Annotated in this window: 32 protein-coding genes and 1 pseudogene; 1 reads left to right on the top strand and 32 read right to left on the bottom strand. The window is 43.4% G+C overall.

Features of this window, described 5'->3' with window-relative positions; all coding sequences use genetic code 11:
* Positions 1–82: 82 nt before the first annotated feature.
* The 4 genes from BO18_RS36470 to BO18_RS06265 all read right to left on the bottom strand — a co-directional run bounded on the left by BO18_RS36470 (position 83) and on the right by BO18_RS06265 (position 3,201).
* The gene (locus BO18_RS36470; RefSeq protein WP_334290988.1) at positions 83–265 is read right to left on the bottom strand and encodes a DUF6462 family protein; all 183 of its coding nucleotides are present in this window, start codon (positions 263–265) and stop codon (positions 83–85) included.
* Positions 180–902, bottom strand: a complete 723-nt coding sequence (locus tag BO18_RS34790) for a hypothetical protein (RefSeq protein WP_022770064.1) — start codon at positions 900–902, stop codon at positions 180–182. Before BO18_RS34790 ends, BO18_RS36470 begins: the two co-directional genes overlap by 86 nt.
* Positions 903–1,147: 245 nt before the next feature.
* Positions 1,148–1,306: a hypothetical protein gene (locus BO18_RS34795; RefSeq protein WP_022770065.1), complete on the bottom strand. Its 159-nt coding sequence runs from the start codon at positions 1,304–1,306 to the stop codon at positions 1,148–1,150.
* 401 nt (positions 1,307–1,707) lie between these two features.
* Complete coding sequence (locus BO18_RS06265; RefSeq protein WP_022770067.1) at positions 1,708–3,201, bottom strand: radical SAM protein; 1,494 nt, start codon at positions 3,199–3,201, stop codon at positions 1,708–1,710.
* A gap of 145 nt (positions 3,202–3,346) precedes the next feature.
* On the opposite strand from BO18_RS06265, the gene BO18_RS06270 reads away from it, so the two are divergent.
* On the top strand, positions 3,347–3,895 hold the full coding sequence (locus tag BO18_RS06270; protein ID WP_022770068.1) for a TetR/AcrR family transcriptional regulator: 549 nt from the start codon (positions 3,347–3,349) through the stop codon (positions 3,893–3,895).
* Positions 3,896–4,002: 107 nt separating this feature from the next.
* Here the strand turns inward: BO18_RS06270 and BO18_RS35980 are convergent, their stop codons facing one another.
* The 28 genes and pseudogenes from BO18_RS35980 to BO18_RS06395 all read right to left on the bottom strand — a co-directional run bounded on the left by BO18_RS35980 (position 4,003) and on the right by BO18_RS06395 (position 26,473).
* Positions 4,003–4,137, bottom strand: coding sequence for a hypothetical protein (locus BO18_RS35980; RefSeq protein WP_022770070.1), 135 nt, complete (start codon positions 4,135–4,137; stop codon positions 4,003–4,005).
* Positions 4,115–4,288, bottom strand: coding sequence for a helix-turn-helix domain-containing protein (locus BO18_RS36600; protein ID WP_081647180.1), 174 nt, complete (start codon positions 4,286–4,288; stop codon positions 4,115–4,117). The genes BO18_RS35980 and BO18_RS36600 overlap by 23 nt, the downstream gene beginning before the upstream one ends.
* A gap of 182 nt (positions 4,289–4,470) precedes the next feature.
* Positions 4,471–4,569 (bottom strand): annotated as a pseudogene (locus tag BO18_RS36475) (metallophosphoesterase); the annotation flags it as partial.
* A complete protein-coding gene (locus tag BO18_RS06275) occupies positions 4,570–5,262 on the bottom strand; it encodes a TVP38/TMEM64 family protein (RefSeq protein WP_022770073.1) in 693 nt (230 codons plus the stop codon).
* A gap of 36 nt (positions 5,263–5,298) precedes the next feature.
* Positions 5,299–6,033 (bottom strand): GNAT family N-acetyltransferase, encoded by a 735-nt coding sequence (locus tag BO18_RS06280; protein ID WP_022770074.1) that lies wholly within the window; start codon positions 6,031–6,033, stop codon positions 5,299–5,301.
* Between the two features lie 4 nt (positions 6,034–6,037).
* Positions 6,038–6,229: a hypothetical protein gene (locus BO18_RS06285; protein WP_022770076.1), complete on the bottom strand. Its 192-nt coding sequence runs from the start codon at positions 6,227–6,229 to the stop codon at positions 6,038–6,040.
* A 33-nt stretch (positions 6,230–6,262) separates the two neighbouring features.
* On the bottom strand, positions 6,263–7,072 hold the full coding sequence (locus tag BO18_RS06290) for a putative ABC transporter permease (protein WP_242856521.1): 810 nt from the start codon (positions 7,070–7,072) through the stop codon (positions 6,263–6,265).
* Positions 7,073–7,276: 204 nt separating this feature from the next.
* Complete coding sequence (locus tag BO18_RS06295; RefSeq protein WP_034444591.1) at positions 7,277–7,570, bottom strand: hypothetical protein; 294 nt, start codon at positions 7,568–7,570, stop codon at positions 7,277–7,279.
* A gap of 5 nt (positions 7,571–7,575) precedes the next feature.
* On the bottom strand, positions 7,576–7,848 hold the full coding sequence (locus BO18_RS06300) for a helix-turn-helix domain-containing protein (RefSeq protein ID WP_081860937.1): 273 nt from the start codon (positions 7,846–7,848) through the stop codon (positions 7,576–7,578).
* Positions 7,849–7,930: 82 nt separating this feature from the next.
* Positions 7,931–8,950: a DUF6017 domain-containing protein gene (locus BO18_RS06305; RefSeq protein ID WP_034444593.1), complete on the bottom strand. Its 1,020-nt coding sequence runs from the start codon at positions 8,948–8,950 to the stop codon at positions 7,931–7,933.
* Positions 8,951–8,971: 21 nt separating this feature from the next.
* Positions 8,972–9,898 carry a ParB/RepB/Spo0J family partition protein gene (locus BO18_RS06310; protein WP_034444595.1) on the bottom strand — a complete coding sequence of 309 codons (927 nt, stop codon included), beginning with the start codon at positions 9,896–9,898 and terminating at the stop codon, positions 8,972–8,974.
* A 13-nt stretch (positions 9,899–9,911) separates the two neighbouring features.
* Positions 9,912–10,694, bottom strand: coding sequence for a ParA family protein (locus tag BO18_RS06315; RefSeq protein ID WP_034444596.1), 783 nt, complete (start codon positions 10,692–10,694; stop codon positions 9,912–9,914).
* Positions 10,687–10,995: an excisionase gene (locus tag BO18_RS06320; RefSeq protein WP_034444599.1), complete on the bottom strand. Its 309-nt coding sequence runs from the start codon at positions 10,993–10,995 to the stop codon at positions 10,687–10,689. The genes BO18_RS06315 and BO18_RS06320 overlap by 8 nt, the downstream gene beginning before the upstream one ends.
* The gene (locus tag BO18_RS06325) at positions 10,992–11,264 is read right to left on the bottom strand and encodes a DUF6462 family protein (RefSeq protein ID WP_034444601.1); all 273 of its coding nucleotides are present in this window, start codon (positions 11,262–11,264) and stop codon (positions 10,992–10,994) included. The genes BO18_RS06320 and BO18_RS06325 overlap by 4 nt, the downstream gene beginning before the upstream one ends.
* A 234-nt stretch (positions 11,265–11,498) precedes the next feature.
* Complete coding sequence (lysS, locus tag BO18_RS06330) at positions 11,499–13,067, bottom strand: lysine--tRNA ligase (RefSeq protein ID WP_034444603.1); 1,569 nt, start codon at positions 13,065–13,067, stop codon at positions 11,499–11,501.
* 99 nt (positions 13,068–13,166) lie between these two features.
* Entirely contained in the window at positions 13,167–13,652 is a 486-nt protein-coding gene (gene greA / locus BO18_RS06335; protein ID WP_034444605.1) for a transcription elongation factor GreA, read from the bottom strand.
* An 87-nt stretch (positions 13,653–13,739) separates the two neighbouring features.
* Positions 13,740–14,717: a tRNA dihydrouridine synthase DusB gene (gene dusB, locus BO18_RS06340; RefSeq protein WP_034444608.1), complete on the bottom strand. Its 978-nt coding sequence runs from the start codon at positions 14,715–14,717 to the stop codon at positions 13,740–13,742.
* Between the two features lies 1 nt (position 14,718).
* Positions 14,719–15,216, bottom strand: a complete 498-nt coding sequence (locus BO18_RS06345) for a DUF6145 family protein (RefSeq protein ID WP_242856522.1) — start codon at positions 15,214–15,216, stop codon at positions 14,719–14,721.
* 5 nt (positions 15,217–15,221) lie between these two features.
* Positions 15,222–16,037, bottom strand: a complete 816-nt coding sequence (locus tag BO18_RS06350) for a type III pantothenate kinase (protein WP_034444611.1) — start codon at positions 16,035–16,037, stop codon at positions 15,222–15,224.
* 62 nt (positions 16,038–16,099) lie between these two features.
* A complete protein-coding gene (locus BO18_RS06355; RefSeq protein ID WP_066738261.1) occupies positions 16,100–17,059 on the bottom strand; it encodes a biotin--[acetyl-CoA-carboxylase] ligase in 960 nt (319 codons plus the stop codon).
* 65 nt (positions 17,060–17,124) lie between these two features.
* Complete coding sequence (gene argF, locus BO18_RS06360) at positions 17,125–18,120, bottom strand: ornithine carbamoyltransferase (RefSeq protein ID WP_034444613.1); 996 nt, start codon at positions 18,118–18,120, stop codon at positions 17,125–17,127.
* Between the two features lie 156 nt (positions 18,121–18,276).
* Complete coding sequence (locus BO18_RS06365; protein WP_034444615.1) at positions 18,277–19,392, bottom strand: cell wall hydrolase; 1,116 nt, start codon at positions 19,390–19,392, stop codon at positions 18,277–18,279.
* Between the two features lie 136 nt (positions 19,393–19,528).
* Positions 19,529–20,323: a pyrroline-5-carboxylate reductase gene (proC, locus tag BO18_RS06370; protein ID WP_034444618.1), complete on the bottom strand. Its 795-nt coding sequence runs from the start codon at positions 20,321–20,323 to the stop codon at positions 19,529–19,531.
* A 4-nt stretch (positions 20,324–20,327) separates the two neighbouring features.
* Positions 20,328–21,134, bottom strand: a complete 807-nt coding sequence (locus tag BO18_RS06375) for a TrmH family RNA methyltransferase (protein WP_034444620.1) — start codon at positions 21,132–21,134, stop codon at positions 20,328–20,330.
* Positions 21,135–21,242: 108 nt separating this feature from the next.
* Positions 21,243–22,433 carry a multiple monosaccharide ABC transporter permease gene (gene mmsB, locus BO18_RS06380; protein WP_185752360.1) on the bottom strand — a complete coding sequence of 397 codons (1,191 nt, stop codon included), beginning with the start codon at positions 22,431–22,433 and terminating at the stop codon, positions 21,243–21,245.
* A complete protein-coding gene (gene mmsA, locus BO18_RS06385; protein ID WP_034444626.1) occupies positions 22,426–23,979 on the bottom strand; it encodes a multiple monosaccharide ABC transporter ATP-binding protein in 1,554 nt (517 codons plus the stop codon). Before mmsA ends, mmsB begins: the two co-directional genes overlap by 8 nt.
* Before the next feature lie 96 nt (positions 23,980–24,075).
* Positions 24,076–25,209, bottom strand: coding sequence for a multiple monosaccharide ABC transporter substrate-binding protein (gene chvE, locus BO18_RS06390; RefSeq protein ID WP_034444628.1), 1,134 nt, complete (start codon positions 25,207–25,209; stop codon positions 24,076–24,078).
* 196 nt (positions 25,210–25,405) lie between these two features.
* The gene (locus BO18_RS06395) at positions 25,406–26,473 is read right to left on the bottom strand and encodes a sugar ABC transporter substrate-binding protein (protein ID WP_034444631.1); all 1,068 of its coding nucleotides are present in this window, start codon (positions 26,471–26,473) and stop codon (positions 25,406–25,408) included.
* Positions 26,474–26,480: the final 7 nt, after the last annotated feature.

A 26,480-nucleotide genomic window follows, 5' to 3' on the forward strand; every position in this document is an offset into this window, starting at 1 on the left:
CATATTTATCCTCTTAAAAATCCCAAAAACCGCATAAATGCTGCTATTTGGACTTGTGTGTATCTGTATGGATCCCTATGGATTACTCATCATACTCACAATTATTTTCTATGTGATCATTTACCTTAATCGTATCGATCAGAACACGTCCCTTCACGTAATACCTTGCTTTTGCATCTTTAGCCAGCTCTTCTATAGAGTGTCTCCCCAGAGAATACAGAAGCATCGCCTCCTTGTAGGTTACGTATTTTTTCTGACCCGACATCACCAGTTCCCTCAGTTCTTTTTCCTCCAATTGCTTCCTCATCTTTGGCATTGCACAACTCCTTCCATCTTCTCATCTGTTTTCTTCTTGTATCTTCTATGAATTCTATTGCCTTTTTCTTTACCTTGCTGCGGTTGCGGTAAACCCTTGACTTGGCAGAGTCGTAATAGTTCTTGCTGTCATCCGCAATCTGCTGGAGATCTCTTTCTCCTGTAAGAAGGTCTTTGACTTCATTTCTCTGCTTTCTTGGAAGGATGACCATCGCATCATTGAGGTCCTTATAATCTGTCCTCATATCCTGAAGAGCCTGGATCTGGATGTCGTGCTTCATATCCTCATCCGCCCCCTTCATGGCATCATCAATGTTCCCATCCTGTATATCCTGTATCAGGGTCAGATTTCCTGTCGCCTCCATGCAGGTCGGATCACTCTTCCCTGAGGTCTGGACCCTGATACCAAGATCTCCTCTTGCCTCTCTCCGGTTAAAAGCCTTCTCTTCCTTAATATCATCAAAGAGCCTTCCTTCAAACATATCCGCCAGCTCAAGAAAGTTATCATAGTGTTCAAATATGATATCGATCCTCTTGCCGTTGTCAGATTCCGCATAAATAAGTAGAAAATCATTTTCAGCCGCCATCTTTCCCTCCTTTGAAACGATGAAAACCAAAAGCAATATGTTGTTAGTCTTAAGACTCTTATATAATATAGTAGAAACAGCTTCAAAATCGTCCGATGTTCAGACATCATGTTCCGAGTTTCAGACATAATAAAAGCAGCCATTCAATGACTGCTTTCATCCTAAAAAACTCCCGACCAGATGTCGAGAGTTTATGGTATATCCAACTATAAGAACCAGTTAGGCAAGTTGATTTTCTAAGAAAGTTATGAGCGCCTTTTATCTTCAGGAACCCATGTATGCCATGCTGGTGCTTTAGGCATCTCCTCCCCTGTGATCAGGGACTTGATCACACGTCTGTGGATGAAAAGACATCCACCAAAGAGTATTGCTACTACTGCCAATATTACATTTCCTGACTTCATCTTAAACCTCCTGCTGTTTATTTGTTCAATTGTTTTTCAATGCTTCACACTAAGGTATCCGGCTTCTCTGAAGGTATAAACCTTTCAGCTATATTTCCATCTTTATCAATTTAAACAATTTAATACAATATGATTGTATCACATTCAATTCTGAATTCAAGATATCTTTTATTAATTCTTTGTTTATATTTACAAAGCATTAAGCTGCTTTGTACGGTAAATTTTCAGGGTAAACGCACACTTTTTAATAAATAAATTATCGAACTAAATGCACACAAAGCCAGAGTTTTTCAGCACTCTGGCTTATTTTTTATGCCCTTAACTTCACTGATTCAGGTGAATAATAGCTTCTGACAAATCCAGAGTATTAAGCCGTATTTTGGAAAAACGCTTATCTTTAATCATGCATGTTTTTTGAAATCTTTGGCAAGGCCTGTTTTCTTCTCTTCAAATCTCATAATATTATCATTTTCTATCCTATTAGCCGGTGCATAATTTTCATACTTCTTTTTTTGATGTGGCTGCGATTTCCAAATCTCATCGGCAGCAGGGGCCCACTTGAGAGCATAGTCATCACACTTTGCACATAAATGCTCTACACTCTCCTCCGATTCTTCATTTGTGCCATGTGCTTTTGATCTTTCCACCATCTCCCTTAGAAGTTTTGGATTTTCGAGCATCGGACACGGTCTTAAGTGATTTTTATTAAAGGGCTGTCCCTTATGATATTCCATGAAAAGCGGACTCTTTAGCATTTCCAAAATAGAATTGTCATGTATATTAGTGTTTGAAAAATGGATGAAAACGCAAGGTTCTGCATCTCCGCTTGAGTTAATATGGAAATAATTCCTTCCACCTGCAATACATCCACCTACAGCTTCTCCGTCATTCTGAAAATCCATCGGAAAGAAGCCTGTATCACATTCGTTTGAGCGAATCCATCTGATACGTTCTATCATCAGCTTTCTCTGCTCTACGGTAGGCATCAGCTCCGGTACCGCATTATTTCCAACCGGCATATAGTGGAAGAAAAAGCCAAATCTCGCGCCTTTTTCTGCAATATACTTTATAAATTCAGGATTTGTCACGGCTTCAATATTATTTCTTGTATAGCAAATAGATGTACCAAAGAGAATCCCGTATTTTTTGAAAAGAGACATTGCATTCATCACTGCATCATAATGACCGATTCCTCTTCTTGCATCATTAGTTTCAGGTGTCCCCTCTATGGAAAGCATGAATGTAATATTTCCCAGCCGTACAACCTCTTTACAAAAATCATCATCCACAAGAGTTGAATTACTATATATTCCGAACTGCACATCATTATGCTTTTCTGCAAGCTTAAGTATATCTGCCTTCCTGACAAGGGGCTCTCCACCTGTCATCATATAGAGATACACGCCCAGCTCTTTTCCCTGAGTTACTATCTTATCCATATCGGCAAAAGACAAATTGTTCTTTGGTCCATAAGTGCCTGACCAGCATCCTTTACAGTGCATATTGCAGGCAGAAGTAGGATCAAAAAGTATAAGCCATGGTATGTTACAGCCGTATTTTTCCCTGTTCTTCCGTATAGTCTTTGTTCCCCTGAAGAAAGCCTCGTACCCCAGATTGAGCATGGTCATTTTGGCTATATGCGGATCAGTTTCATCCACTACTCTGTTTATAAAGTTTACCCAGCGGTTATCCGGATCCTTAAATGCACGTCTAACAGCTTCCAGTTTTTCAGGATCAGCAGCCTTCTTTCCCCAAAAGCGTTCTGCTTCATCAACGAGCTTTAAGTATGTTTTGGTGCGGTCATCAGTCTTATCAAGATGGCCAAGGAATTTGTCTATCAGGATACTAAAAGCTTGTCTTTGCGCTGCATGTGAAATATTTGTAAATGTGTTCATATCGTCTCCCAGTATTTTTATGAATATTGACAAAACATCTGTCTGATAATACATTTATATCATCTATACAAATGTCAAACAATATGTTGTGCGTATTTGATACACAATTTTACAAAATGTCGTGACAATACAAATGGAGGCCAAAATGTCCACAGAGCTTGAAAAAAGAAATATACGAAGAATGTCAAATAAGGAGTCCAATAGAATTACTAAAGAATGCATCTGTGATGCGCTGATCGGATTGATGAAAGAGCATCCGTACAAAGATATAAATATGACCATGATAATAAAAAAATCAGGAGCTTCAAGAGCTTCTGTCTACAGAAATTATCCTTCAAAAGAGGCTATCATTCAAGACATTACAAAAAACATAACTGACGAGCTCAGCGCTTCTTTGACAGGACTGTTGCAGAAAAGTAACACGTATGAGTGGTTTTTAAAGGTGTTTTCAAGGCTGCACTCCGATAAAGACATGTGTGTACTTATCCGTAATTCAAATATCTCTTTTACGGATATGTTCTATAATGCCTTATGTATTGCCTCAGACAGCGAATACGCTTCCCATCATGAATATATTGCCAGAGGTATTGCTGCCGGCTTATGGGAAGTGTCGCTGACATGGATAAAAAACGGTATGAAAGAATCTCCTGAATATATGGCAAGGGTATGCTCAGAAACCTTAAGATTGGAATGAAAATTACTTAACGAAACATCCAAAAGTTTTATTCAAGAGACAAAATCTGAAAAGCTTGCCCCATCCGGAAACAAATCCTGATTCATATCATCACGTCACCCTTCATACTATACTGACACGGCATTTCGTCCAAGGATATTGGGTTCGTCTGTAAAAAAAGCAATGATTGTATCCCCAAAGTACTCTGAAAGCTCAGCATAGTATTTCTCATGAGTAAGTTCAATAAACTTTTGCACCTTCATAACGTTTTCCTTTAAATACACGATGCTTTTCAATTTCTCTGATTACAGTTGAATGGGATTTTCCTATCTTTCTAGATATCAGATTAGGATTAAGATTATTATCAAGACCTTCCTGAATATAAACACGATCATCTAATGTCATATGAGACATTTTTTCACCTGTCTTTCATATAATGTGTTGATCATCATATGAACACAAGAGACCCATATTCGAAATACGTCTTGATATATAGAAAAAAAGAATTCTCAGACTAAACGCAACACCTATAGAATAGTGTGCTTTTAATCTGAGAAATACGCGTTTAACTAAATAATTTACAAAGCTGCTTTTCACATTCTTTTTTCGTGATTTCTCCATGCTTTTCCGAATACATCCATTGGTTTGTCTGCCTGAAAAGACAGATGGAGATCTCCAAGTGCATATAGTGCCATTTATTCACCACTATTAACAGTTTTTTTCTTAATAAGCATAGCAACAGCCAGGTAAACGACTACTGCAATGATCGCGCCCGCAGCAATATAGCTGTATTGGTTCTCTAGCATCTTTTCAGCTCCGAATGTATAGATAAAGATATGCGGAAACCTTGCAACAAAAGTGATCAGGATCCATTGGACCACATTTTCTTTTGAATAAAAGCCAAGCCATGCATACGTATCTTTTGGTAATGGTAAAAGCATGAACAGAACATGTACTAATACCGGATTTTTATTTAGAACAAGATTTTCAACCTGTTCCAATTTACTTTTGGGAAAAAGCAGAAGCAAAAAATCTCTTCCAAATTTCTTTCCCAAGAGGAATGCAGTTGTGTTTGCCATAGTTGCAAATATATCACAAATGATTGCTCCCTTAATGCCTCCAAATGCAGCGCCAGCAGCAAGATAAAACGGAAGTCCTGGTATGCAGTTTGAGAGTGTCTGTAAAAAAACAAAAAATCCAAACACTAATAGTCCAAAGATGCCTCTGCTTTTAACATATTCTTGAAATCCATCTGCATCACCAACAAAAGCAATCATAGGTTTTCCAATTAAAAAGTAAATACCAAGCAGGAAAAAAGCAACAAAACATACAATCAGGATTCTCCGCTTATTATTCTTTTGAGATTTGTTTGTGGACTCTGATTGCATCGCATGTCCTCTCCAAAATGACAGTATATGTGAAAATCATTCGAGCCTATCTGTTACAAGTTCTGCCCAGGCCGGTACAAACCCTGAACCGATAGCAACCTTTTGGGAAGCGATATGTCCCATGGAAGTACCGTAATATGGAAGCCTTCCCTTATCAAGGATCTCATTTTTAAGAAGCGCAACAAGCATCTTTCCTATGCCCTTCTGTCTTCCGTTTGGCTCCACATTTATTCCTATCTGCCACATCATAGGACTGTCCATGCTTGCCCCTGCCATACCAAGGATTTCACCATCCTTTATGGCTGCGACACCTACCATGTCAGGTGCAGTTTTGCAGAAGGTATAAGCTTCGCAGAACCTGTTATCTCCCCTAAACTGCTCGATTTCCTTGCCCCGATACCACTTAATATCATATCCGGAAGTGTCTACATCAGATTTTTCCTCGGATATATAAAACGGATGGGACATGCCTATCTGGTATCCATCCTGATGCAGTCTGTCGTTCAGCTTTCGAAGGTTTTTTGCTTCCATAAACCACTCAGAACCATAACTTTCAAAGTTTTCCTGACACCAGGCAATAATATCTTCTCTGCCGGTAAACAGGAGCTTTCCGTTAACACATACAAGCTTAAGGTAGCATTCTTCTTTTTCCTGGTATCTGCGCCTGCCATCTACAGGGCTATACTTAGTAAAGTGGTTTTTATCATCAATTACATCTTCCCGAGAGCAACAGTAATCACGGGATAGCTGTTCACAAAGTATATCGTTCATAGTCCTACTCCATCTCTCCGGTTTCTTTACTGATCCTTATTGTGCTGTCTCCCATAAGCGGCATGATATCCCCGTCTTCTCTGACAAGACCAAGTCCGAAACACCAATACTCCGGATCCTTAAATGAGTTTACAATAACAAGATTATCTGCCAGCTTTTGTTTTAATATTTCTCTGGCTTGTTTCTGATCTATCACGCTAAAACCTCTTCTTTACTTTAAGCTCATTTTTCATTTTCTACTATGATCGCGATGGTCACGGAGGGCAGTCTTAAGACTGTCAAGAACAAGCTCCCTTCCACGATTATGCTCGCTGCTACTATTAAGCAATGGTGTAAAACTTTTAATATTATCTACAATCCTCTTTTGATTGACATTACTTCTTTCTATAAAAGCTCTGCTCCTCTCAATTCTGTTTTTGATATTTTCTGGAATCTCTGCGACTTTATCGTATCTTGCCTGGGCTTTTTCGTTAAATTCGGCGTGGATTTTTTCAACTTCCTCAAGCAGTTGTGAAAGGCTGACTTCTGTCATAGCGAAATCTGCACCGAACAGGATTGCGAAGCATAGGGCAAGAAGCTCATAAATTAGTGGTGGGATAAGCCCTCTTGCAAAGGCTATCAGCGGAAGCAGATACTTTATGATAAGAACACCGGCTATCCCAAATGCGCAGCTTACAGGGACGCATATCCGCCCCTGTATATTGAGCGGCATTTTACTGTAATCCCACCATCTGGCATGGAATCTTTTTTCCAGAACCCATGAGGTACCAAATTCTGCTATGGCGCTTCCTATATAACATAGGATAAACAATATCCATACAGGAAAATCAGGTTCCGAAAGCCTTGGAAAAAGTACAAAAACTAATGATGCGCCCACTACACATGAGCCATATATGGGACAGATGGGTCCGAAAAGAAAGCCTCTGTCGGCCCATTTCTTTTCTTTTACAGTGCAGTATATGGATTCCCACACCCAACCCAGAAAGCTGTACAGAATAAATTCGACAAAGAATTGAGAAACAATCATAACTATACCCACAATAGTTGCTTTTGTTTGGTGTACTTATTGATTTCTTTTTTAGTAATCATAGTAACCTCCAGAGATATACGCATATTATAGTTATCATCCCGGAATATGATGTTATCGTCTTCATCTTGTACTTCTTCAAAATAATTATACATAAAATAAAAGAAGCCTTACAGTAGCATTTTAAGCCACCATAAGGCAATTCCGTGGGCATATTCAAGCCATTAAGAGTTGGAGCAGTTTCTCATTTAACCAGTCAGCTATAAATCCCAGCCCCATTACAGCACTCGCTCCCAGATAAGAAGCGAATCCTATGCAGAAAGCTATCACAAACTCCTGCCATTGCTGATGTGTTGCTGTATAGATCAGTATTGCCATGATCAGCCAGATAAACAGAACCCAGAAGAATACTCCAAGCTTAGCCAGGAGTTTTATCATTGCATATGTGAAGTTAAACAGCAGATAGAACATAAAAACAAAAGGTTTGTAAATCAATTTCAGTAAAAACATTCAAGTCACCTCTTTTCTACAAACTCCATCCTTACCTTATAAGCTATGAGTCTTAAAACATAATCAGGCATCTTTCTCTCGCCATGCTCCCAGTCTGAGATGGTCCTGTAAGGGATTCCTAGCCAAGCTGCGAAATCCTTGCGGTTCATACCGGTCTGTTCCCGGACTGCTTTTACCTCATATGCCTGGATTCTGTATGTCTGATCCTTCTTAGCGTCTTTCTCATCATATTCAATCATCAGGTCAAGTCCTTCGATATCAATCTTGTAGTCTTTCATAGCCCACCTCCGCACTTGAGTACGCATTGCGTTCTTTAGTTCAATTAAAGTATAACAACGCAATGCGTACTTGTCAATCAATTCAGCCATATTGAGCGTTGTTATGACTGCAAAACTCAGCCTGGTCTGAGGCATCCATGGTACTTGGTGCGTTGAACAAAGCAGCAAGCATGTACTTTTTGATATTTCTTGGTTTTTCTGTAATCTGCTTCCAGGAATCCATGATGTATTCAATATGCATGTGATTAAGCTTCAAGAGCTTTCCCCTTACGAAGTTGGTCGAATACTCATTGCTCGCAACCACGATAGTTTCACTTTTGCAAAGCACTGTTTCAAGGATCAGGTCATATAATCCCTGAACAAAATCTCTGTCATAGGGATAGCGTTCAAAAAGAGCATCGAGATCTATATTCTCTCTGATAATTTCTGCATATCCCATCTCATCCGCATCAAATCCCATCAGCTTTTTGGATCCGGTTACTGATATGGTCTGATTAGATTTGGTATTACTAAGAATGTTATTGTTTATATTGTTCTTATTAGTGTTTGAAAAATAAACGACCCCAGATTTGTTTTCAGGATGGGTGTCATTTGATTCATAAACAGGGGTATTTGAAAAATAAACACGGTCATTTGAATTTTGGGCTGCTTCATAGTTATCAACAAGCTCCCTGTCGTTCCCTTCCATGCCCGAAAGCAGTTCCTCAGTTTTTCCTAAAGTTTGATTTTCAAATTTCGGTGTACTCTTAGGAATAAAGTTTTTCACGTAGATCTTAAGACCTCTGCCGGGAATCAGAACCTTTTCAATAAGGCCAATGGCATCAAGATTCTTAAGAATCTCCCCTGCTTTATTTCTACCGCAGTTTGCAAACTCCATGATAGTCTCAATAGAGCAGTATACGTAAGCTCTGCCAAGTTCATCAAACCAGTTATTCTTGATAGACAGATTCATCCTGTCCAGAAGCATGGAATAAGCAAGAGCCTCCTCCAGCTTCACGTTCTTATACATAGGATCAAATAAGAGGGGCTTAGGTATCTTTATGAAATTGAACTGATCAGCCTCAGCACCATAAAAGTAATTTAGATCTAATTTATTTCCCACGGAATGTTCCTCCCAACTGTGTTATTTTTGTTCTTCATGCCACTTTTCAAGCAAGCCCACAATAACCATTTCCCTTTGTTTGCTACTGAAATGCGGTGGAAAGTATTTATTTAGTTTCTTTTCTGAAAGAGTAACTTTGCCATTGGCTTTGCTGTTACTATCCGGAAGAGCATCGTTCATGATCTGTATCACAGTCCTTTGAGCAATATTCTCCAGATTGGGTGTATCCTTCAGCGCCTGTATCTGCACAGGCTTAAGGAAATTGTTATCTCTGAAATATTCGTAAATCCAGCCCTGCAGTTCTTTATCGAAACCTGCAACATCAACGCCCATTGTTACACCGATTTTCTTCTGGTCCACAAGATCCATAACTTCTGGCACCAGTTCTGTCAGCTTTATGTAGTTCTGAACTGACCTTTCACTCATACCGGCATCTTTCCCAACTATAGCTCTGGATTTTGTTCCTGCCTCTTCCAACTTGTGGCAATCATTGCCACAAGTTAAATCTGTTCTTTTACCTTGCCTGCTATTAAGCGCTTCCATCTTCATTTTTAGTGAGAAGGCTCTTTCACTGGGAAGTATCTCTTCTCGCTGAACATTAGCGTCGACCATAGCTATGGTAGCTTCTTCATCAGTGAACTTCTTTATTACTGCAGGGATTGTTCTCAGCCCCGCCAGCTTAGCAGCGTGCATTCTTCTGTGACCGGATATCATCTCGTACTGCCCAGGTTCCTCTATCTCTCTTACTATTACCGGTGTCAGAACGCCATTCAGAGAAATACTTTTAACGAGATCTTCCATACGGCTATCATCAATGACTTTGAAAGGATGGCTTTTAAATGGCCTTATGTGGTTTATCTCAAGCTCAACAGTTGTCTCACTGGTTATTGGAGCGCCAAGCAGCTGCTCCACTGATTCAAACTTTATCTTTTCTCTCTTTACTGCCATCTGTCCGTCCTCCTTATGAATTCCTGATTACTACATCTGTAAGTGCTGCGTACGCTGCTGCAACCTTGCCTTTATGGTCATATTCGAAAATACTCTTGCTGATGGCACTTGTTTCTGCAGCTCTTATAGAAAGAGGTATCTCTATTGGAAATACTGGAAGGCTCTTTCCATATACCTCATTTACCTCAGCCACAATGTCTTTTGCATAATTAGTTCGGCTATCTACCATCGTCAGAAGAATCCCCTCAATTTCAAGCTTTGAATTAAGCCTGCGTTTTACTGTATAGATAGTTTTGATAAGTGCCTGAAGACCTTTGACAGGAAGAAAAGCACTCTGTACCGGGATAAGTACTGTGTCTGCACAGGCAAGTGCATTTACTGTCATGATTCCGAGTGATGGCATGCAATCGATAATCACGAAATCATATTGCTCCTTGATCTGGTCCACATAATCCTTCAGAACAAGCTCCCTGCTCATGACATTTACAAGAGAAACCTCCGCTGCAGAAAGGCCGATATTTGACGGAAGCAGGTCGATATTCTCTGAATGCTTCAAAATGGCATACCCCTCTGGAATATCTTCCTCATTAACAAGTTTCTCAATCACGTCTACAATCGTGACTTCCAGCTTATCAGGCTCTGTATAGCCCATGCATATTGAAAGACTGCCCTGTGGGTCCGTATCCAGTAAAAGTACCTTCTTTCCCTGAGCAGCCAGTCCTGCTCCTAAATTCACTGCTGATGTAGTCTTGCCGACTCCGCCTTTCTGGTTTGCGATTGCAATAACTTTACTCATTTTCATGTTCCTCCTTTGCTTTTGCTTCAAAGATTTTTAATAGTTTCTCCTCATCGCCTTCGATGAGCTTATCTACCTGCTTCTGATGGGCTCTGAGATATTCTTCAAAAATATCCCGTCTTATCAGGACTCTTTTCCCGATCTTATAGACTGCCCCGGATGCCCATGCCATCCTGATCATTGGTTTCTCACCAATTCCGTAATATTCGCCTGCAAGCTTATATGTGACCATGACCTTATGTGCAAACATCAGATCTTCATCATCCAGGTACTGTGAGAACTTCCAAATACATCCGCTCATTTTTTCCTTCCCCCTGTCTTGGTCATCTTGGGTGGCTGATGGAATCTTTCCAGATATGCTTCAAATATCTCTATGTTTATGAGCACATATCCATCAATCCTATAGAGGGCTCCAGCCTTATCAGCAAGCTCTAATAGCTTTTTGTGCTGAATGCTGTAGATGTACTCAGCTTCCTTATATCTGATGAGCTTTCTGCGAAACATCCTTGCCTTATTGCGAACTTCCTGTTTTCTTTCAAGGTCCTCATATTCTTCTTCATCAAAATCCATGTGCTACCTCCGTAATATCTTTTTGGGATGAGTTCCTGCAGAGGTCTTTCGCATGTCACAAAAACAAAAAGAGCCATTCCTGAATTTTCGTTCAAGAATGACTCTAAAATGAGTACTTTATTGATTTGTCTATGATACTACTTCCCTATTATTCCCGTGTAAATAGGCTCATTCTGTTGTAGTATTGTTGCAGTAAAAATATGTGATTCCTTGTAATCCGCTTGTTTACTGGTATTACAGCTTGGTGGACTTAAGTGTCGGGAATAACAGCACATCTCTAATTCCCGCGCTATTTGTCAGCAGCATGCAAAGGCGATCAATACCGTATCCGATACCGCCTGTAGGTGGCATACCGATCTCAAGAGCGTTGAGGAAGTCCTCATCTGTGTGCTCTGCTTCCTCGTCCCCTGCTGCTGCGTTGGCATCCTGTGCTGCGAAACGCTCGCGCTGGTCGATAGGATCGTTAAGCTCTGAGTATGCGTTGCACATCTCCCAAGTGTTGATGAAGAGCTCGAAACGCTCAACCTTCTCAGGATCTGTAGGCTTCTTCTTGGTAAGAGGAGAGATTGCAACAGGGTGATCCATGATGAATGTAGGCTGGATCAGGTTCTTCTCGCAGAACTCCTCGAAGAAGAGGTTGATGATGTCGCCTTTAGTGTGGCGCTCCTCAAACTCGATGCCTTTCTCCTTGGCGATAGCCTTAGCTTCCTCGTCAGTCTTAACTGCATCGAAGTCGATTCCTGCATACTTCTTGATAGCGTCGTTCATTGTAAGACGCTCGAAAGGCTTGCCAAGATCGATGATGTTGTCACCGTAAGGGATCTGGGTTGTGCCACAAACCTTCTCAGCAAGGTAACGAAACATGGACTCTGTAAGCTCCATCATTCCCTCGTAATCTGTATAAGCCTGGTACAGCTCCATAAGTGTGAACTCAGGATTGTGTCTTGTGTCTGTACCCTCATTTCTGAATACACGGCCGATCTCGTAAACTCTCTCAAGACCGCCGACGATAAGTCTCTTAAGGTAAAGCTCAAGGGAGATACGAAGCTTTCTCTCCTCATCAAGTGCGTTGTAATGTGTGAAGAAAGGTCTAGCTGCTGCGCCACCTGCGTTCTCAACAAGCATAGGTGTCTCAACTTCCATGAAATCTCTATCAGCAAGGAAGTTACGGATCTCACGAATGATAGCGCTTCTCTTCTTGAAGGTCTCCTTAACATCCTCGTTCATAACAAGGTCAACGTATCTCTGACGATATCTGATCTCTGTATCTGTAAGGCCATGGAACTTCTCAGGAAGTGGCATAAGAGACTTGGATAAAAGAGTCATCTCCTTAACATGAACTGAGATCTCACCGGTCTTAGTTCTGAAAGCAAATCCCTTAATACCGATGATGTCGCCGATATCCATCTTCTTAAAATCAGCATATGACTCATCTCCAAGGTCGTTCCTTGAAACGTACAGCTGCATCCTGCCGTCTCTGTCCTGAAGATTAGCAAAAGAAGCTTTTCCCATAACACGCTTGCTCATCATACGGCCAGCAAGTGAAACCACCTTCTCTGCCGGAATATCTGAAAGAGCTACTGTTACAGCCTTACCTTCCTCATCAACTGGAGCTACGAACTCAAGAGTCTCGAAGTTGTCTCTGATCTCTTTTGTGTGATGTGTCTGATCATACTTAACGATCTGGAAAGGATCTCTTCCTGCCGCCTGAAGCTCTGTAAGCTTATCTCTTCTAACCTGACGAAGACGTCCAACGTCCTCGGCTGATGCATTCTGATTGTTCTGCTGATTGTTATCTGCCACTTTTAGCCTCCTTAATAAACCAACTAGATTCTTACATAAAGAGCCAGCGAATTCGCATAAATCGCTGGCCCCCAAATTCTCATATAATACGTGTGAGTGTTAACCCTCTGATCTCTCGATTCCAAGTACCTTGTACTTAAGGACACCAGCCTGTGTCTCAACTGAAACTGTCTGTCCCTTCTTAGCTCCGATAAGAGCCTTTCCTACAGGAGACTCGTTTGAGATCTTACCCTTAAGGCTGTTAGCCTCTGATGAACCTACGATCTTATATTCCATATCCTCGTTGAACTCAAGGTCACGGATCTTAACCTTGCAGCCGATGCTGATCTTGTTTGTGTCAACATCCTCTTCAACTACTACTTCTGCATTCTTAAGGATCTTCTCAAGAGCTTCGATTCTAGCCTCGATATCGCGCTGCTCATCCTTAGCTGCATCGTACTCAGCGTTCTCAGAAAGGTCGCCCTGCTCTCTTGCTTCCTTGATCTTCTCAGCAACTTCCTGACGCTTGTTAACCTTGAGGTCGTGAAGCTCGTCCTCGTACTTCTTAAGGCCTTCATAGGTTAAGATATTTTTCTTCTCTTCCATAGTTTAATACCTACCCTTCATAGAAATATCTATATGAAAATTGATAAAACTTCGTTTTAACTTTGCTATTATACAAATAATCAATAATCATGTCAACATGACTTTAGCACAGGCTTCCTTCAGGGATTCCATGTCTGTCATCTGATTAATCTCGTTCCTGAATCTGGCACTTCCAGGCATTCCAATTGTGTACCAGGACACGTGCTTTCTCATCTCCCTGATGCCGATGTACTCCCCCTTGTACTTAAGCTGCATATCAGCATGTCTGATGACCGTGTCATATATCTCCTTGTTGTCAGGTCTTGGAGCTGCGCTCCCCGTTTCAAAAAAGCTTTTGATCTCTCTGAAGATAAATGGATTACCCTGAGCTGCTCTGGCTACCATTACACCGTCGCACCCGGTCTCTTCAAACATCCTCTTGGCGCTTGGGCCATCTACCACATCACCGTTTCCAATAACAGGAACCTTTACAGCTTCCTTAACCTGCCTGATGATGTCCCAGTCCGCCTCGCCCGAGTAAAACTGTTCCCTGGTCCTTCCGTGAACAGCTATGGCTGCTGCTCCTCCCTGCTGAGCTGCCAGAGCACACTCCACTGCATTGACCGAAGCCTCGTTAAAGCCCTTCCTTATCTTAACGGTCACAGGTCTGTCAGAAACATCTGTCAGAGCCTTTACGATCTTTTCAATAAGTTCCGGATTCTTCATAAGGGCTGAGCCCTCTCCGTTTCCTACGATCTTTGGAACCGGGCATCCCATATTCACATCCAGTATATCGTAGGGCCTGTCCTTTATCATATCAACAGCCTGTTGCATAACCTCGGGCTCGGAGCCAAAGAGCTGCAGTGAAACGGGATGTTCATTCTCATGGATCTCAAGGAGCATGTTTGTGTTTCTGTTCTTATAAATAATAGCCTTGGCGCTTATCATCTCCATGCACACAAGACCAGCACCCATCTCGCTGCATAATACGCGAAAAGGCAGGTCTGAAACACCTGCCATGGGTCCTAGAATTATGTTGTTGTCCAGCGTTACGCTGCCTATCTGTAAAGGTCCGTATCCTGCCATATCAGTCTTCTAACAAATCCCCAGGATTCTCGTGGAGCACGTAGATCCTGTAATACAATCCAAGAGCCTCAAAAAGATCCTGGCGCTTTCTTCTTACTTCACTAACAAGAAGTCCCGCTGTGATCTCGTCGTAAGTGATATCCTCTTCATCTGCGTTGGTCTCAATGGAGATGCTTCCATCCTCCTCGAAGACGATAGTGAAGATTCCGCCAGCCTCCTGGGTAAAGAGAACGCTGATGATATTAAGCTCCTTCTTTATGCTCTCAGGGATCTGCTTAAATACCGGATTGAAGTAGTACTTCTGCTCATAAGCATTAGCGCCGCAAAGAACCACTCTTCCACCAGCCACACCCTCAAAGACACGTCCCTTGTTGGTCTTTTGCATCTCGTCGATGTGGAGTTCTTCCTCTTCTGCAGCCTCTTCCATGTATTCCTCATCCTCAGGCACTATGCCCTCGAATTCTCTTTTATATTCTCTCTCAAAATCCTTAGCACTCATTTATCTCACTCCGGTTGATTCTGGTCATCAAATTCATTCTTCTGTGGCTTCTGTTTACGATTCTTTTCATAGAGGATACGAAGGCCATTAAGGGTCAGGTTTGGATCGTAGATATCGATCTCCTCTGTTTCCTCAGAAATAAGTCTTCCAAGGCCTCCTGTTGCCACAACCTTCATCTCAGGACATCCCGAAGCCTTTTTCATCTCGTTAATAATATACTTGGACTGACCGATCTGTCCATAGATAAGTCCCGCCTGCATACTGGAAATGGTCTCACGAGCCAGAATGCTGTCAGGCTTCTTGATCTCGATCTCAGGAAGCTTAGCTGTGCCTTCCCACAGAGCCTTTGCGGAAATCCTGATACCCGGTGAAACAACACCCGCGTAGAACTCGCCCTTTTCATTGATGGGCACGTAGGTTGTAGCTGTTCCATAATCTATAACAAGAACCGGTCCGCCGTATAGCTCATACGCTGCAACAGCATCAACAATAAGGTCAGGTCCAACTTCCCTTGGGTTATCGATGGTGATCTTAATGCCGGTCTTGATCCCAGGTCCTACAATGTAAGGCTTCTTCTCAATATATTTCAAAATGGAGTTCACAAGCGCATGCATAACCTGTGGCACAACGCTGGCGATCATAACTCCCTCGATATCCTCTTTAGCAATGCCATTCATTCCCAGCATGGCAAGCAGATGCACACCATACTCATCGGAAGTATGAGCGTTCTTTGACATCATTCGAAAAGAGGTCTTAAGCTCCTGCCCGTCAAAAACTCCAAAAGTGATATTGGTATTACCTACATCTATAACTAAGATCATTTCAAAACCTCCAATACATCCGGTCAGAGCCGGTATAATTTTTTGTCATAATCTTATCGTCGTTAAACGTATCCATAAATTCCACGAACCGACACTTCGCCGGAATTGATTTCTCGTATCTCTCCGGAATCCATCCTCACCAGCAGCGCTCCAAGTTCCGTTATCCCAAGGCAATGGCACTGCACATCCTTAGTCTGCCGGAACTTCTCGTCCACCGCTTCCCTGGAAGCCACAACAGCTACCTTCCTTGTATCAAGGATCATAACTCTCTGACCCTTGTTCACAAGGCGAGCTTCGTACCCTTCCTTCAAAAGTGACATATCTCCGGTAGATTCAAACTTTTCATAGTTCTCCTCGAACCTTTCCATAACCCTGGCCACCAGAGTGCTTCGATCCACCCGAACACCGGTCTGGGTCAAAAGAGATCCTGCCACCTCTTTAATCTCATCCGGGAAATCCACCATGTTCACATTAATGCCAACACCAATGATTGCATCGTCGATTTCGCCTTCAGGTTTAAGGTGGAGCTCCGTCAGGATACCACAGACCTTCCTGCCTCCAAGAACTACATCGTTGGGCCACTTTATCCTACAGGACATTTCATCCTTTTCAATGCCATCAGCATGACATGTGTCTTGCGCCACAGGCTCCGACTTCTCGATTGCAGTCTTCGTCTGCCTGTCCGGATTCAGAGATGCACTCTCTCCCAGCGCCAGCTCAATCCCTTCTGCAACGGAAAGTCCCATCACCAGCGTCAGCATCGGAATCCTCTCGATTCCAACTCCGGGTCTTAGCACAAGACTCATAGCAATATTGGTTCCTGCGGGAGTCTCCCATCCTCTTCCGTTGGACCCCCGGCCTGTCTCCTGCTTATCAGCAACAACCAGAGTTCCGTTTTCCGCTCCCTCTTTAGAAAGCGCCCTTGCGTCGTTGTTGGTGGAGCCCGTCACATCCTTATATACAATCATGCGGGCAGCCCACTTGGTATTAAGCTGCCCAGCTATCATCTCACTACTAAGCATATCAATATTTCTCACATCACACATCAGTCAAGCCAAAGCCATCAAAGGCCTGGCTCCCGCCTTTTTCACTCTGCTTTCTTCAGCGTAGCAAGCATAACAGCCTTTATGGTGTGCATACGGTTCTCTGCTTCCTGGAAGACGATGGACCTGTCTGACTCAAATACCTCATCAGTTACTTCCATCTCATCAAGGCCGTACTTCTCCTTGATCTCTTTTCCGATGCCTGTGTTCAGGTCGTGGAAAGAAGGCAGACAGTGCATGAATACTGCCTGGTCTCCGGCATTCTTCATCACATCCATTGTTACACGATAAGGCTCAAGGTCTTTTATTCTCTCTTCCCAAACCTCGTCAGGCTCACCCATGGATACCCAGATGTCTGTGGAGATAACGTCAGCACCCTTTGTGCCTTTCTTTACATCCTCTGTAAACTCCAGTGTTGCCCCGGTCTCATCAGCAATCTCCTGGCAGGTATCTATAAGCTCTTTTGATGGGAAGTATTTCTTATTGGAAACAGCCACAAAGTGCATACCCATCTTAGCGCACATAACCATAAGGGAATTTCCTGTGTTGTATCTTGCATCTCCAAGGTAAGCAAGACGGATGCCCTTTAGATGTCCAAAATGCTCTTTGATGGTCAGAAGATCTGCCAGCATCTGTGTGGGATGGAACTCATTCGTAAGGCCGTTCCATACAGGCACTTTGCTGTAGTCTGCTATATTCTCAACTATCTCCTGTTCAAAGCCTCTGTACTCAATGCCATCAAACATGCTGGCAAGAACACGGGCTGTATCTGCAATGCTCTCCTTTTTGCCGATCTGTGAATCAGTGGGATTAAGGTATGTTGTTCCCATTCCAAGATCGTGAGCTGCAACTTCGAAGGCGCATCTGGTACGGGTGCTGGTCTTCTCAAATATAAGAGCAATATTCTTGCCCTTAAGCTCATCATGAAGAATACCCTTTTGCTTCTTGTCCTTTAGCTCTGCAGCCAGGTCCACAAGATAGGAAATCTCTTCAGGTGTAAAATCCAATAGTTTCAGAAAATCACGTCCGTACAAATTCATACCAGGCACCTCCTCAAAAGCAAAAATATAGTACGCAAGCATCCATTCGCTTGCCGGTCTTGTGCTACAAAAAGGGACTGCAGTTTCCTGCAATCCCCTACATTCTATCACATATGTGTTTTCAAGTGCACCCCCAAGTGGCGCTACTGGCTCTTTTTACCAGAAAACGTGAGCTCCGATTATGATTCCGTCACGTCCGTTGGCTCTTCTGAAGTGGAGAGCTGAACCAACTGTGGTCTCGCCATTGATGGCTGCCTGTGCTGCCTGGATGTTGCTGTCGCTTATCTTTCCGCTGTTGTAAACCCTAGCAACTGTACCGTTAAGTGCTGGTGTAAACTGACCTGATGCATAGATTACGCCGTAAATACTGTTAGGATAAGCACCGCTCTTAACACGGTTAAGAACAACTGCACCAACTGCAACCTTTCCTTCGTAAGGCTGGTTACCTGCTTCGCACTGGATAAGTGCTGCCAAAAGCTTAACCTCATCAGCATCTGCAGCAACTGCTCCGCGGTTCTTTGTAAGGGAAGCCTTCTTCTCAGCTGCCTCACGGATCTTGATGGCCGCGATTGTCTCACCCTGGTCGATCTTAAATGAGGTTGTTACATAATCAGCCTGAACATATCCTGTCTCATCGTTGTAATCAACGGTAACCCATCCGTCGCCGTTATCCTCGATAAGGTCAACAAATGCGTTCTCTGTAAGGACTCCAAGAACCTCTGCATCTGATGAAGCCTCTGCTCTTACATTAAGAGCACTGTTGTTGCTGGTGACAATCTGCTTTCCTACGTCCTGTGCCAGCGCTTCTGCATCCTCATCAAACAGAAGGTACTCATCCTTGGCCCATCCGATCAGGTCTCCTGACTGAATCTTGGTCCATCCGTCCTTCCTGTCTAAAATCTTTCCGCCGCAATCCTTGTAAAGAACTCCGACCTTAATGCTGTCTTCCTTGGGTTCTTCCCTGACGTTCATCGCTGTGCTGACATTTGCCATTACCAGAGTAGATTCTTCTTTCTCAGAAGTGTCCTCACTGCTGGAAGCTGCTGATGAACTTTCTGCGCTCTCAGCCACGATGACCTCCGTAGCCTTGGCATCAAGACCAAGCGGAGCGACGGGACTCAAAATATTTGATATTCCTGTTGCAAGATCTAAATAGCTCGCTGTGCTTCTTGCCTCTACTGTTAACCCCTGGCCAAAGAAGATAATGAGTGCAAGTGCAATTGATGCCACCTGCTTAAGTACGCCAGAAGATAACTTTGATGCATTTTTCATACCTTTGCTATCCTCTTAGATTTTAATTGTTACAAGTTTGTTGCAACTTGTTAAGAAAAAACTCCGAAAGCTATGTTAGCAAAGATATTAGTATTTGTCAAATTTTGAGACATTTTCTTTCAAAAAACCATGGATTTTAGAGGCTTCTGCTCTTGTCAATGCAGGCAGTTACTGCATCCATCACGGTTCCGCGGAAACCATTTTCCTCAAGCACCTTCACTGCTTCAATTGTGGTACCTGCAGGTGAGCAAACCATGTCTTTAAGCTCTCCCGGGTGCTTACCGGTCTCTAAAACCATCTTGGCTGAGCCAAGTACAGACTGAGCAGCGAATTCATAGGCTTGTTTCCTGGGCATTCCGCCTGCTACTGCTGCGTCCGCCATGGCCTCTATGAATAAAAAGACATATGCCGGAGATGAACCACTTACGCCTACAACAACGTCCATCAAAGACTCCGGAACTGTGTATGCTTTTCCAAAACTCTCCAATAGTTCGATAACAAAATGGAAATCATCGTCTGACACCAGATCATTTCTGCAGACTGCTGAACAACCCTCACCAACAAGAGCAGGAGTGTTAGGCATTACTCTGATGATCTTTGTAGGTTTTTCAAACTCATTTGCAAGCCACTGGATAGTCTTTCCTGCAGCGATGCTGACAATGATCTTATTCTCATCAACGCTGTCCATGATGTCTGCGATGACAACCTTGAGATACTGAGGCTTAACAGCCAGCACGATAATGTCTGATTCCTTGGCAACTGCCTCATTGGAGCTTCTTGTCTGGATGCCGTACTTCCCTGCGATCTTCATGCAGGTGTTCTCAGTCCGGGCGGTTCCGATGATCTCATTAGGCCCCACAAGGCCCTTCTGAAGCATTCCGCCAATCATTGCCTTTGCCATGTTTCCCAGTCCGATAAATCCGATGGTCATTTCATTACCCCCTTCTTTGTCTTGAAGCTTCAAACGTAAGGATCGCTGATGATGTTGCTGCGTTCATTGACTCAACCTCACCCTTCATAGGGATCAGCACGTAGGTCTCAGCTGCATCAGCAGTCTCATCTGTAAGTCCCTTGCCCTCATTTCCGATAAGGAAGGCAGTGGGCTGTTTATAGTCGAACTCGTCATAGTTTTTTTCCCCCTTAAGGTGGGCTGCGTAGGTATGTATGCCCTTGTCCTTAAGCTCTTTTACCATGTCGGGAACACTGTCTACATATATGAATGGCATTCTGAAAATGGAGCCCATGGTGGATCTGATGACCTTTGGGTTGTAGATGTCTGCACAGCCCTTGCCCATAATGACGCCTGTGACTCCTGCGCCCTCTCCGCTTCTTAGCATGGTTCCAAGGTTTCCCGGATCCTGTATGTTCTCAAGCACCAGCAAAAGAGCTGCTGCCGTCTCGCCACACTCCTGGTTGTATCCTTCAATAACCTCCTCCAGAGTGTATTCGTACTGCCTGATGACCGCAAGAACTCCCTGAGGCGTCTGGGTGTCACTCATCTTCTTCATGACTTCCTCAGAAACAGTCTCTGCGCCATATCTCCAAAGGATCTCCTTGTCGTCCTCGCTGGCGCCGTCCACGAATCTCTCTGTGACGTACACCTCCTCAACCTGGAGAACAGGAGCTTCCCTGAGCATCTTCATTCCTTCTATTACATATACCTTTTCTTCGCGGCGGGCCTTGCTCTTTTCCACAAGGGTCACAACCCTGCGAACCCGGTCGTTACTGGTGCTGGTAATCATTTTAATCTCTTCCTCTTGGTATTTTTATGAGTAGAAATAGTATAGCACAAAAAACCGGGGCTGGTATAAAACCAGCCCCAGATTTAGCAAATTCATATCCCCCGGATATCAGTTCTTTACAACAAGCTTTCCACCACGCTTTGATACAACGTCGAAGATAACAGCTGCAAGAAGAACGACACCCTTTACAACCTTCTGCATGTTGGCATCTACGCCCATAAGTGACATACCAAGGTTGATAACACCCATAAGAACCGCACCGACAATAACCCCGGGAACTGTACCGATTCCACCGTAAGCAGATGCTCCACCGATGAAGCAGGAACCGATAGCGTCCATCTCATAGTTCTGGCCATAGGTTGGCTGAGCTGATGTAAGTCTTGCGATTGTGATCATTCCTGCCAGGGCTGCAAGGAATCCCATGTTTGTGTAAGCAAGGAAGTAAACCCTGTTTGTGTCGATACCTGAAAGCTTTGTAGCCTTCTCGTTACCACCTACTGCATAGAAGTAACGTCCAACTGTTGTGTTGGAGGTGATGTAACCATAGATAAGTACTACGATCAGAACCCATATAAGAACTGAAGGAATACCTTTGTGCTGTGCGAGCTTGTATGCGAAGAGAACAAGTACACCAGCTAAAACGATAACCTTAAGCGCGAAGGTCCATACAGGCTCAAGATCATAGCCTGAGCTCTTTTTCTTGATACGGCCCATTACCTGAAGGATAACCAGAATTGTTGCTGCAACGATTCCACCAAAGAGACATGTAAGGTTAAGTGATGCTCCACCGAACAGGTCAGGAATGTAGCAGTCAGCTCCACCACCGAAGAGGTTTACGAAGCTTGTCTTATCCTTGATTGAAACGGTAAGTCCGTTAAGTACTACGTTTGAAAGTCCTCTGAATGCAAGCATTCCTGCCAGTGTTACGATGAAAGGAGGAATTCTGACAAAAGCGATCCAGAAGCCCTGGAAAGCACCGATGGTGGTTCCGATGAGGATCATGATGAGAATTGCCAGAGGTACAGGAACGTTGTGGTTAACCATTAAGATGGCACCAACTGCACCAACGAAGCAGACAACTGATCCAACTGAAAGGTCGATGTTACCACCGGTTAAGATACAAAGCAGCATACCTGTTGCAAGAACGAATACGTATGCGTTCTGTGAAATCAGGTTAGATACGTTCATGGGAAGCAGGATTGCACCACCTGTCTGCCATGAAAAAAATCCAAGTACAATGAGAAGAACAATTATCATTGTATTCTTTTTCAAAAATCCTAAAACTTGATCCTTACTCATGATTCTCCTCCTTATTACCAGATGACTGTAAGATATAAGTCATGATCTTTTCCTGGGTCGCATCCTTTGCATCAAGCTCCCCAACTATTTTTCCTTCGTTCATAACGTAGATTCTGTCGCACATTCCCAGAATCTCAGGAAGCTCTGAAGAAATCATGATGACTGATTTACCCTCAGCTACCAACTGGTTGATGATACAGTATATCTCGTACTTGGCACCTACATCGATACCTCTTGTAGGTTCGTCCAGAATAAGGATGTCAGGATCTGCAAACATCCATTTTGCCAAAAGAACTTTCTGCTGATTTCCGCCGCTTAGGTTACCAACGTTCTGCTCAACAGTAGGACACTTTGTCTTAAGTTTCTCCTTGTAATCAACTGCTACCGAGTACTCTTTATGTTTGTCGATTACCTTGTTATGGCTTACCTCTTCAAGGTTAGCCAGGGTTGTATTGATCTTTATGGGATTGGACAGGATAAGTCCATTTCCCTTTCTATCTTCTGTAACATAAGCCAGTCCATGCTTGATTGCGCTCTGAACTGTGTTTAGCTGTACTTCTTTTCCATTGATAAAAGTCTGACCCGATATATTTTCCCCGTAGCTTTTTCCAAATACGCTCATGGCAAGCTCTGTTCTTCCAGCACCCATAAGTCCTGAAATACCAAGAACTTCACCCTTTCTAACGTTAATGTTAACGTTATCTACTACTTTTCTCTCTTTCTGTAACGGATGATATACGTTCCAGTTCTTTATCTCCATCATTACTTCGCCGATGTGAGGCTCTCTCTTAGGGAATCTGTCTGAAAGCTCACGACCAACCATTCCCTTGATGATACGGCTCTCTGAGAAGTCATCAACCCCCTTGGTGAGCGTCTCGATTGTCGCACCGTCTCTGATAACAGTGATCTTATCAGCTACATAAGAAACCTCATTGAGCTTATGAGAAATAATGATAGAGGTAAGTCCTCTTTCTGCCTTCAGCTTAAGAAGCAGGTCAAGAAGTGCCTTTGAATCTGTCTCGTTAAGTGAAGATGTGGGCTCGTCCAGGATAAGGAGCTTAGCATCCTTTGAAAGAGCCTTAGCGATCTCAACCAGCTGCTGTTTACCAACACCGATGTCCTTGATGAGAGTCTGTGTGCTCTCGTGAAGTCCTACAACATCCAGGAACTCTCTGGACTTTTTGTTGGTCTCATTCCAGTTGATCTTAAGCTTTGACCCTCTCTCGTTTCCGAGGAACATGTTCTCAGCGATGGTCATGTAAGGGATAAGTGCCAGCTCCTGATGGATGATAACTATACCCTTTGCCTCACTGTCTTTGATCTGATTAAACTGGCAAACATTGCCATCATAAATAATATCGCCCTCATATGAACCAAATGGATATACACCACTAAGTACGTTCATAAGGGTTGATTTTCCTGCACCATTCTCTCCAACCAGGGCGTGGATCTCGCCTTGTTCTACCTGAAGATTTACATTGTCTAAGGCTTTAACACCAGGGAAGGTCTTGGTGATATTTTTCATTTCCAGTAATATCTGTGCCACTATGCCCTCCTCCATTCTTTACGATCTATATTTGAGCGAACGCAAGGCGGGTCATTAGGGCCCGCCTTTTTGTTCTTTTTGGAAAAAATAAGGGGTTTACTTAAGCTGATCTTCTGTGTAATAACCAGAGTCGATAAGGAGCTCTTTGTAGTTATTAACGTCTGCGAATACAGGCTCGCAAAGGAATGAAGGAATAACGCCTGTGCCGTTGTCATAGGTCTTTGTATCATTTACAGGAGCATCTGTGCCCTTCATGATAGCGTCAACCATCTCAACTGTCTTAGCTGCAAGTGTACGTGTATCCTTGAAGATAGACATTGACTGCTTTCCAGCGATCATGTTCTTAACGTTAGCAACGTCACAGTCCTGACCTGTGATGATTGGCCAATCACCTGTGTAGTTAGCTTCAAGAGAGTTTGTTACACCAAGAGCTGTTGAGTCGTTTGAGCAAAGAACTGCGTCAAGCTTTGTTCCATCAGCGTAGTTAGCAGAGATGATAGCATCCATTCTTGACTGAGCATTCTCTGTTGACCAGTTAGCTGTAGCAACGTTATCGAAATCAACCTGTCCGGACTTAACAACGAGCTTGCCATTGTCAATGTATGGCTTAAGAACGTCGATAGCACCGCCGTAGAAGAATCTAGCGTTATTGTCACCAGGGTCACCAGTGAAAATCTCAAGGTTGAAAGGACCAGCTGCGTTGTCGAGGTCAAGCTGCTGCTTGATGTACTCGCCCTGCTTTGTTCCAACCATGTAGTTATCGAATGTTGCGTAGTAAGAAACAGCGTCTGAGTTCATGATAAGACGGTCATAAGCGATAACCTTGATTCCTGCTTCCTTAGCCTGAGCAAGAACTGTTCCAAGTGAATCACCATCGATAGATGCGATTACGAGAACCTGTGCGCCAGATGAGATCATGTTCTCGATCTGTGATACCTGAGTAGCGATATCGTTTGATGCATACTGAAGGTCAACCTCATAGCCTGCTGCCTTGAGCTGCTCTTCCATGTTAGCACCGTCCTGGTTCCATCTCTGAAGGTCCTTTGTAGGCATTGCTACACCAACCTTGCCTGATCCGCCAGCTGACTCTGTTGCTGCAGGTGCTTCTGTTGCTGCAGGCTCTGAAGCAGGTGCCTCAGTTGATGCTGCAGGAGCAGCGCCGCCGCATCCTACAAGAAGAGATGCTGCCATAACAGCTGAAAGAATACCACTTAAAAGTTTTTTCTTCATTTGAAGATCCTCCCTTTAAAAATGAATTGTTTATTGCAGACCACAGTCTGCTTCCTACGTGAAAACTGTAACATATAACGACTAGTAATGATTTACGACATATAGCATATTTTTAAGTTGTTCCTAGCAATAAAAAAAGCTGTACTAGCATTTTTTTGCTAGTACAGCACATATTGCAACAAAATTTTGCTACTCATCAGTTAGATTGAAATTTCGTTACATTCAGGTACACGTCCTCACGCAGGTGAAAGCCGCTCTTTATGATGACTTCGTCAATGTTTTCCTTGGAAACTGCCACAGGTTCTATCTTAAGATAAGGTATGGTCTTGGCTCCATCATAGTAGATGGACATCTCCTCACCCTCCAGTTCCTTATCCTCTGCCAGGGCAACTGCTGCCTCTGCTGCCTTCTGGGCCAGCTTCTCGATAGGCTTATACACCGTCATCAGCTGTGTGCCTTCCACTATTCTCTGGCAGGCCTCCAGATCTGCATCCTGTCCAGTCACAAGCTTTTTTCCCGCAAGACGCTTCTCAGAAAGGGCATATACTACTCTGCTTGCCAGGTCGTCGTTTCCACACATGATGGCATCTGCCTCACTGACCTTATCCAGGTGCTTATAGACATAATCTCCCGCCAGCTCAGCCTTCCAACCGTCGCAGTAATATTCGTCCAGGATCTCGTTGCCGTTCTTTTCCATAACGGAAGTAAAGCCAGCCACTACCATAGGCACGTTCTGATCCTTGGGAGAGCCATTGATCACAACTACCTTCCCATCGGTAAGCCCGGCATCCACCATAGCTTCGCCCATGAGCTCACCAACCTTTGTATTGTCAAAAGAAACATACAGATCCGCTGCAGCATTTGGAATTGCCCTGTCATAGGCGATCACCTTTATTCCTGCATCCTGGGCCTTCTTAACGGAATCCACCAGCGCCTCTGCGTCGATGCTGATGATGACAATGACATCCATTCCCTTCTTTATAAAGTACTCAATCTGCTGTTTTTGCTGTTCCACATCCCCGTTGGCATTCTGAACATTGACCTCTGCCCCCAGCTCTTTTGCCGTGGAAACAAAGGCGTCCCTGTCCCTCTGCCATCTCTCGATAACAAAGGAATCAAAGCACATGCCTATCTGCACTTTGTCCTGCTCATCTTCTCCGGCAGACTTGTTCCCCTGGGCGCTGCTTCCACATCCTGTCAGCATAGCCATACTCAGGAAAAGAGCTATCGCCCTCTCTGCAAGCTTACATAACCTTCTCTTCATACCCGTC

It is taken from the genome of Butyrivibrio sp. AE2032, assembly GCF_000702965.1.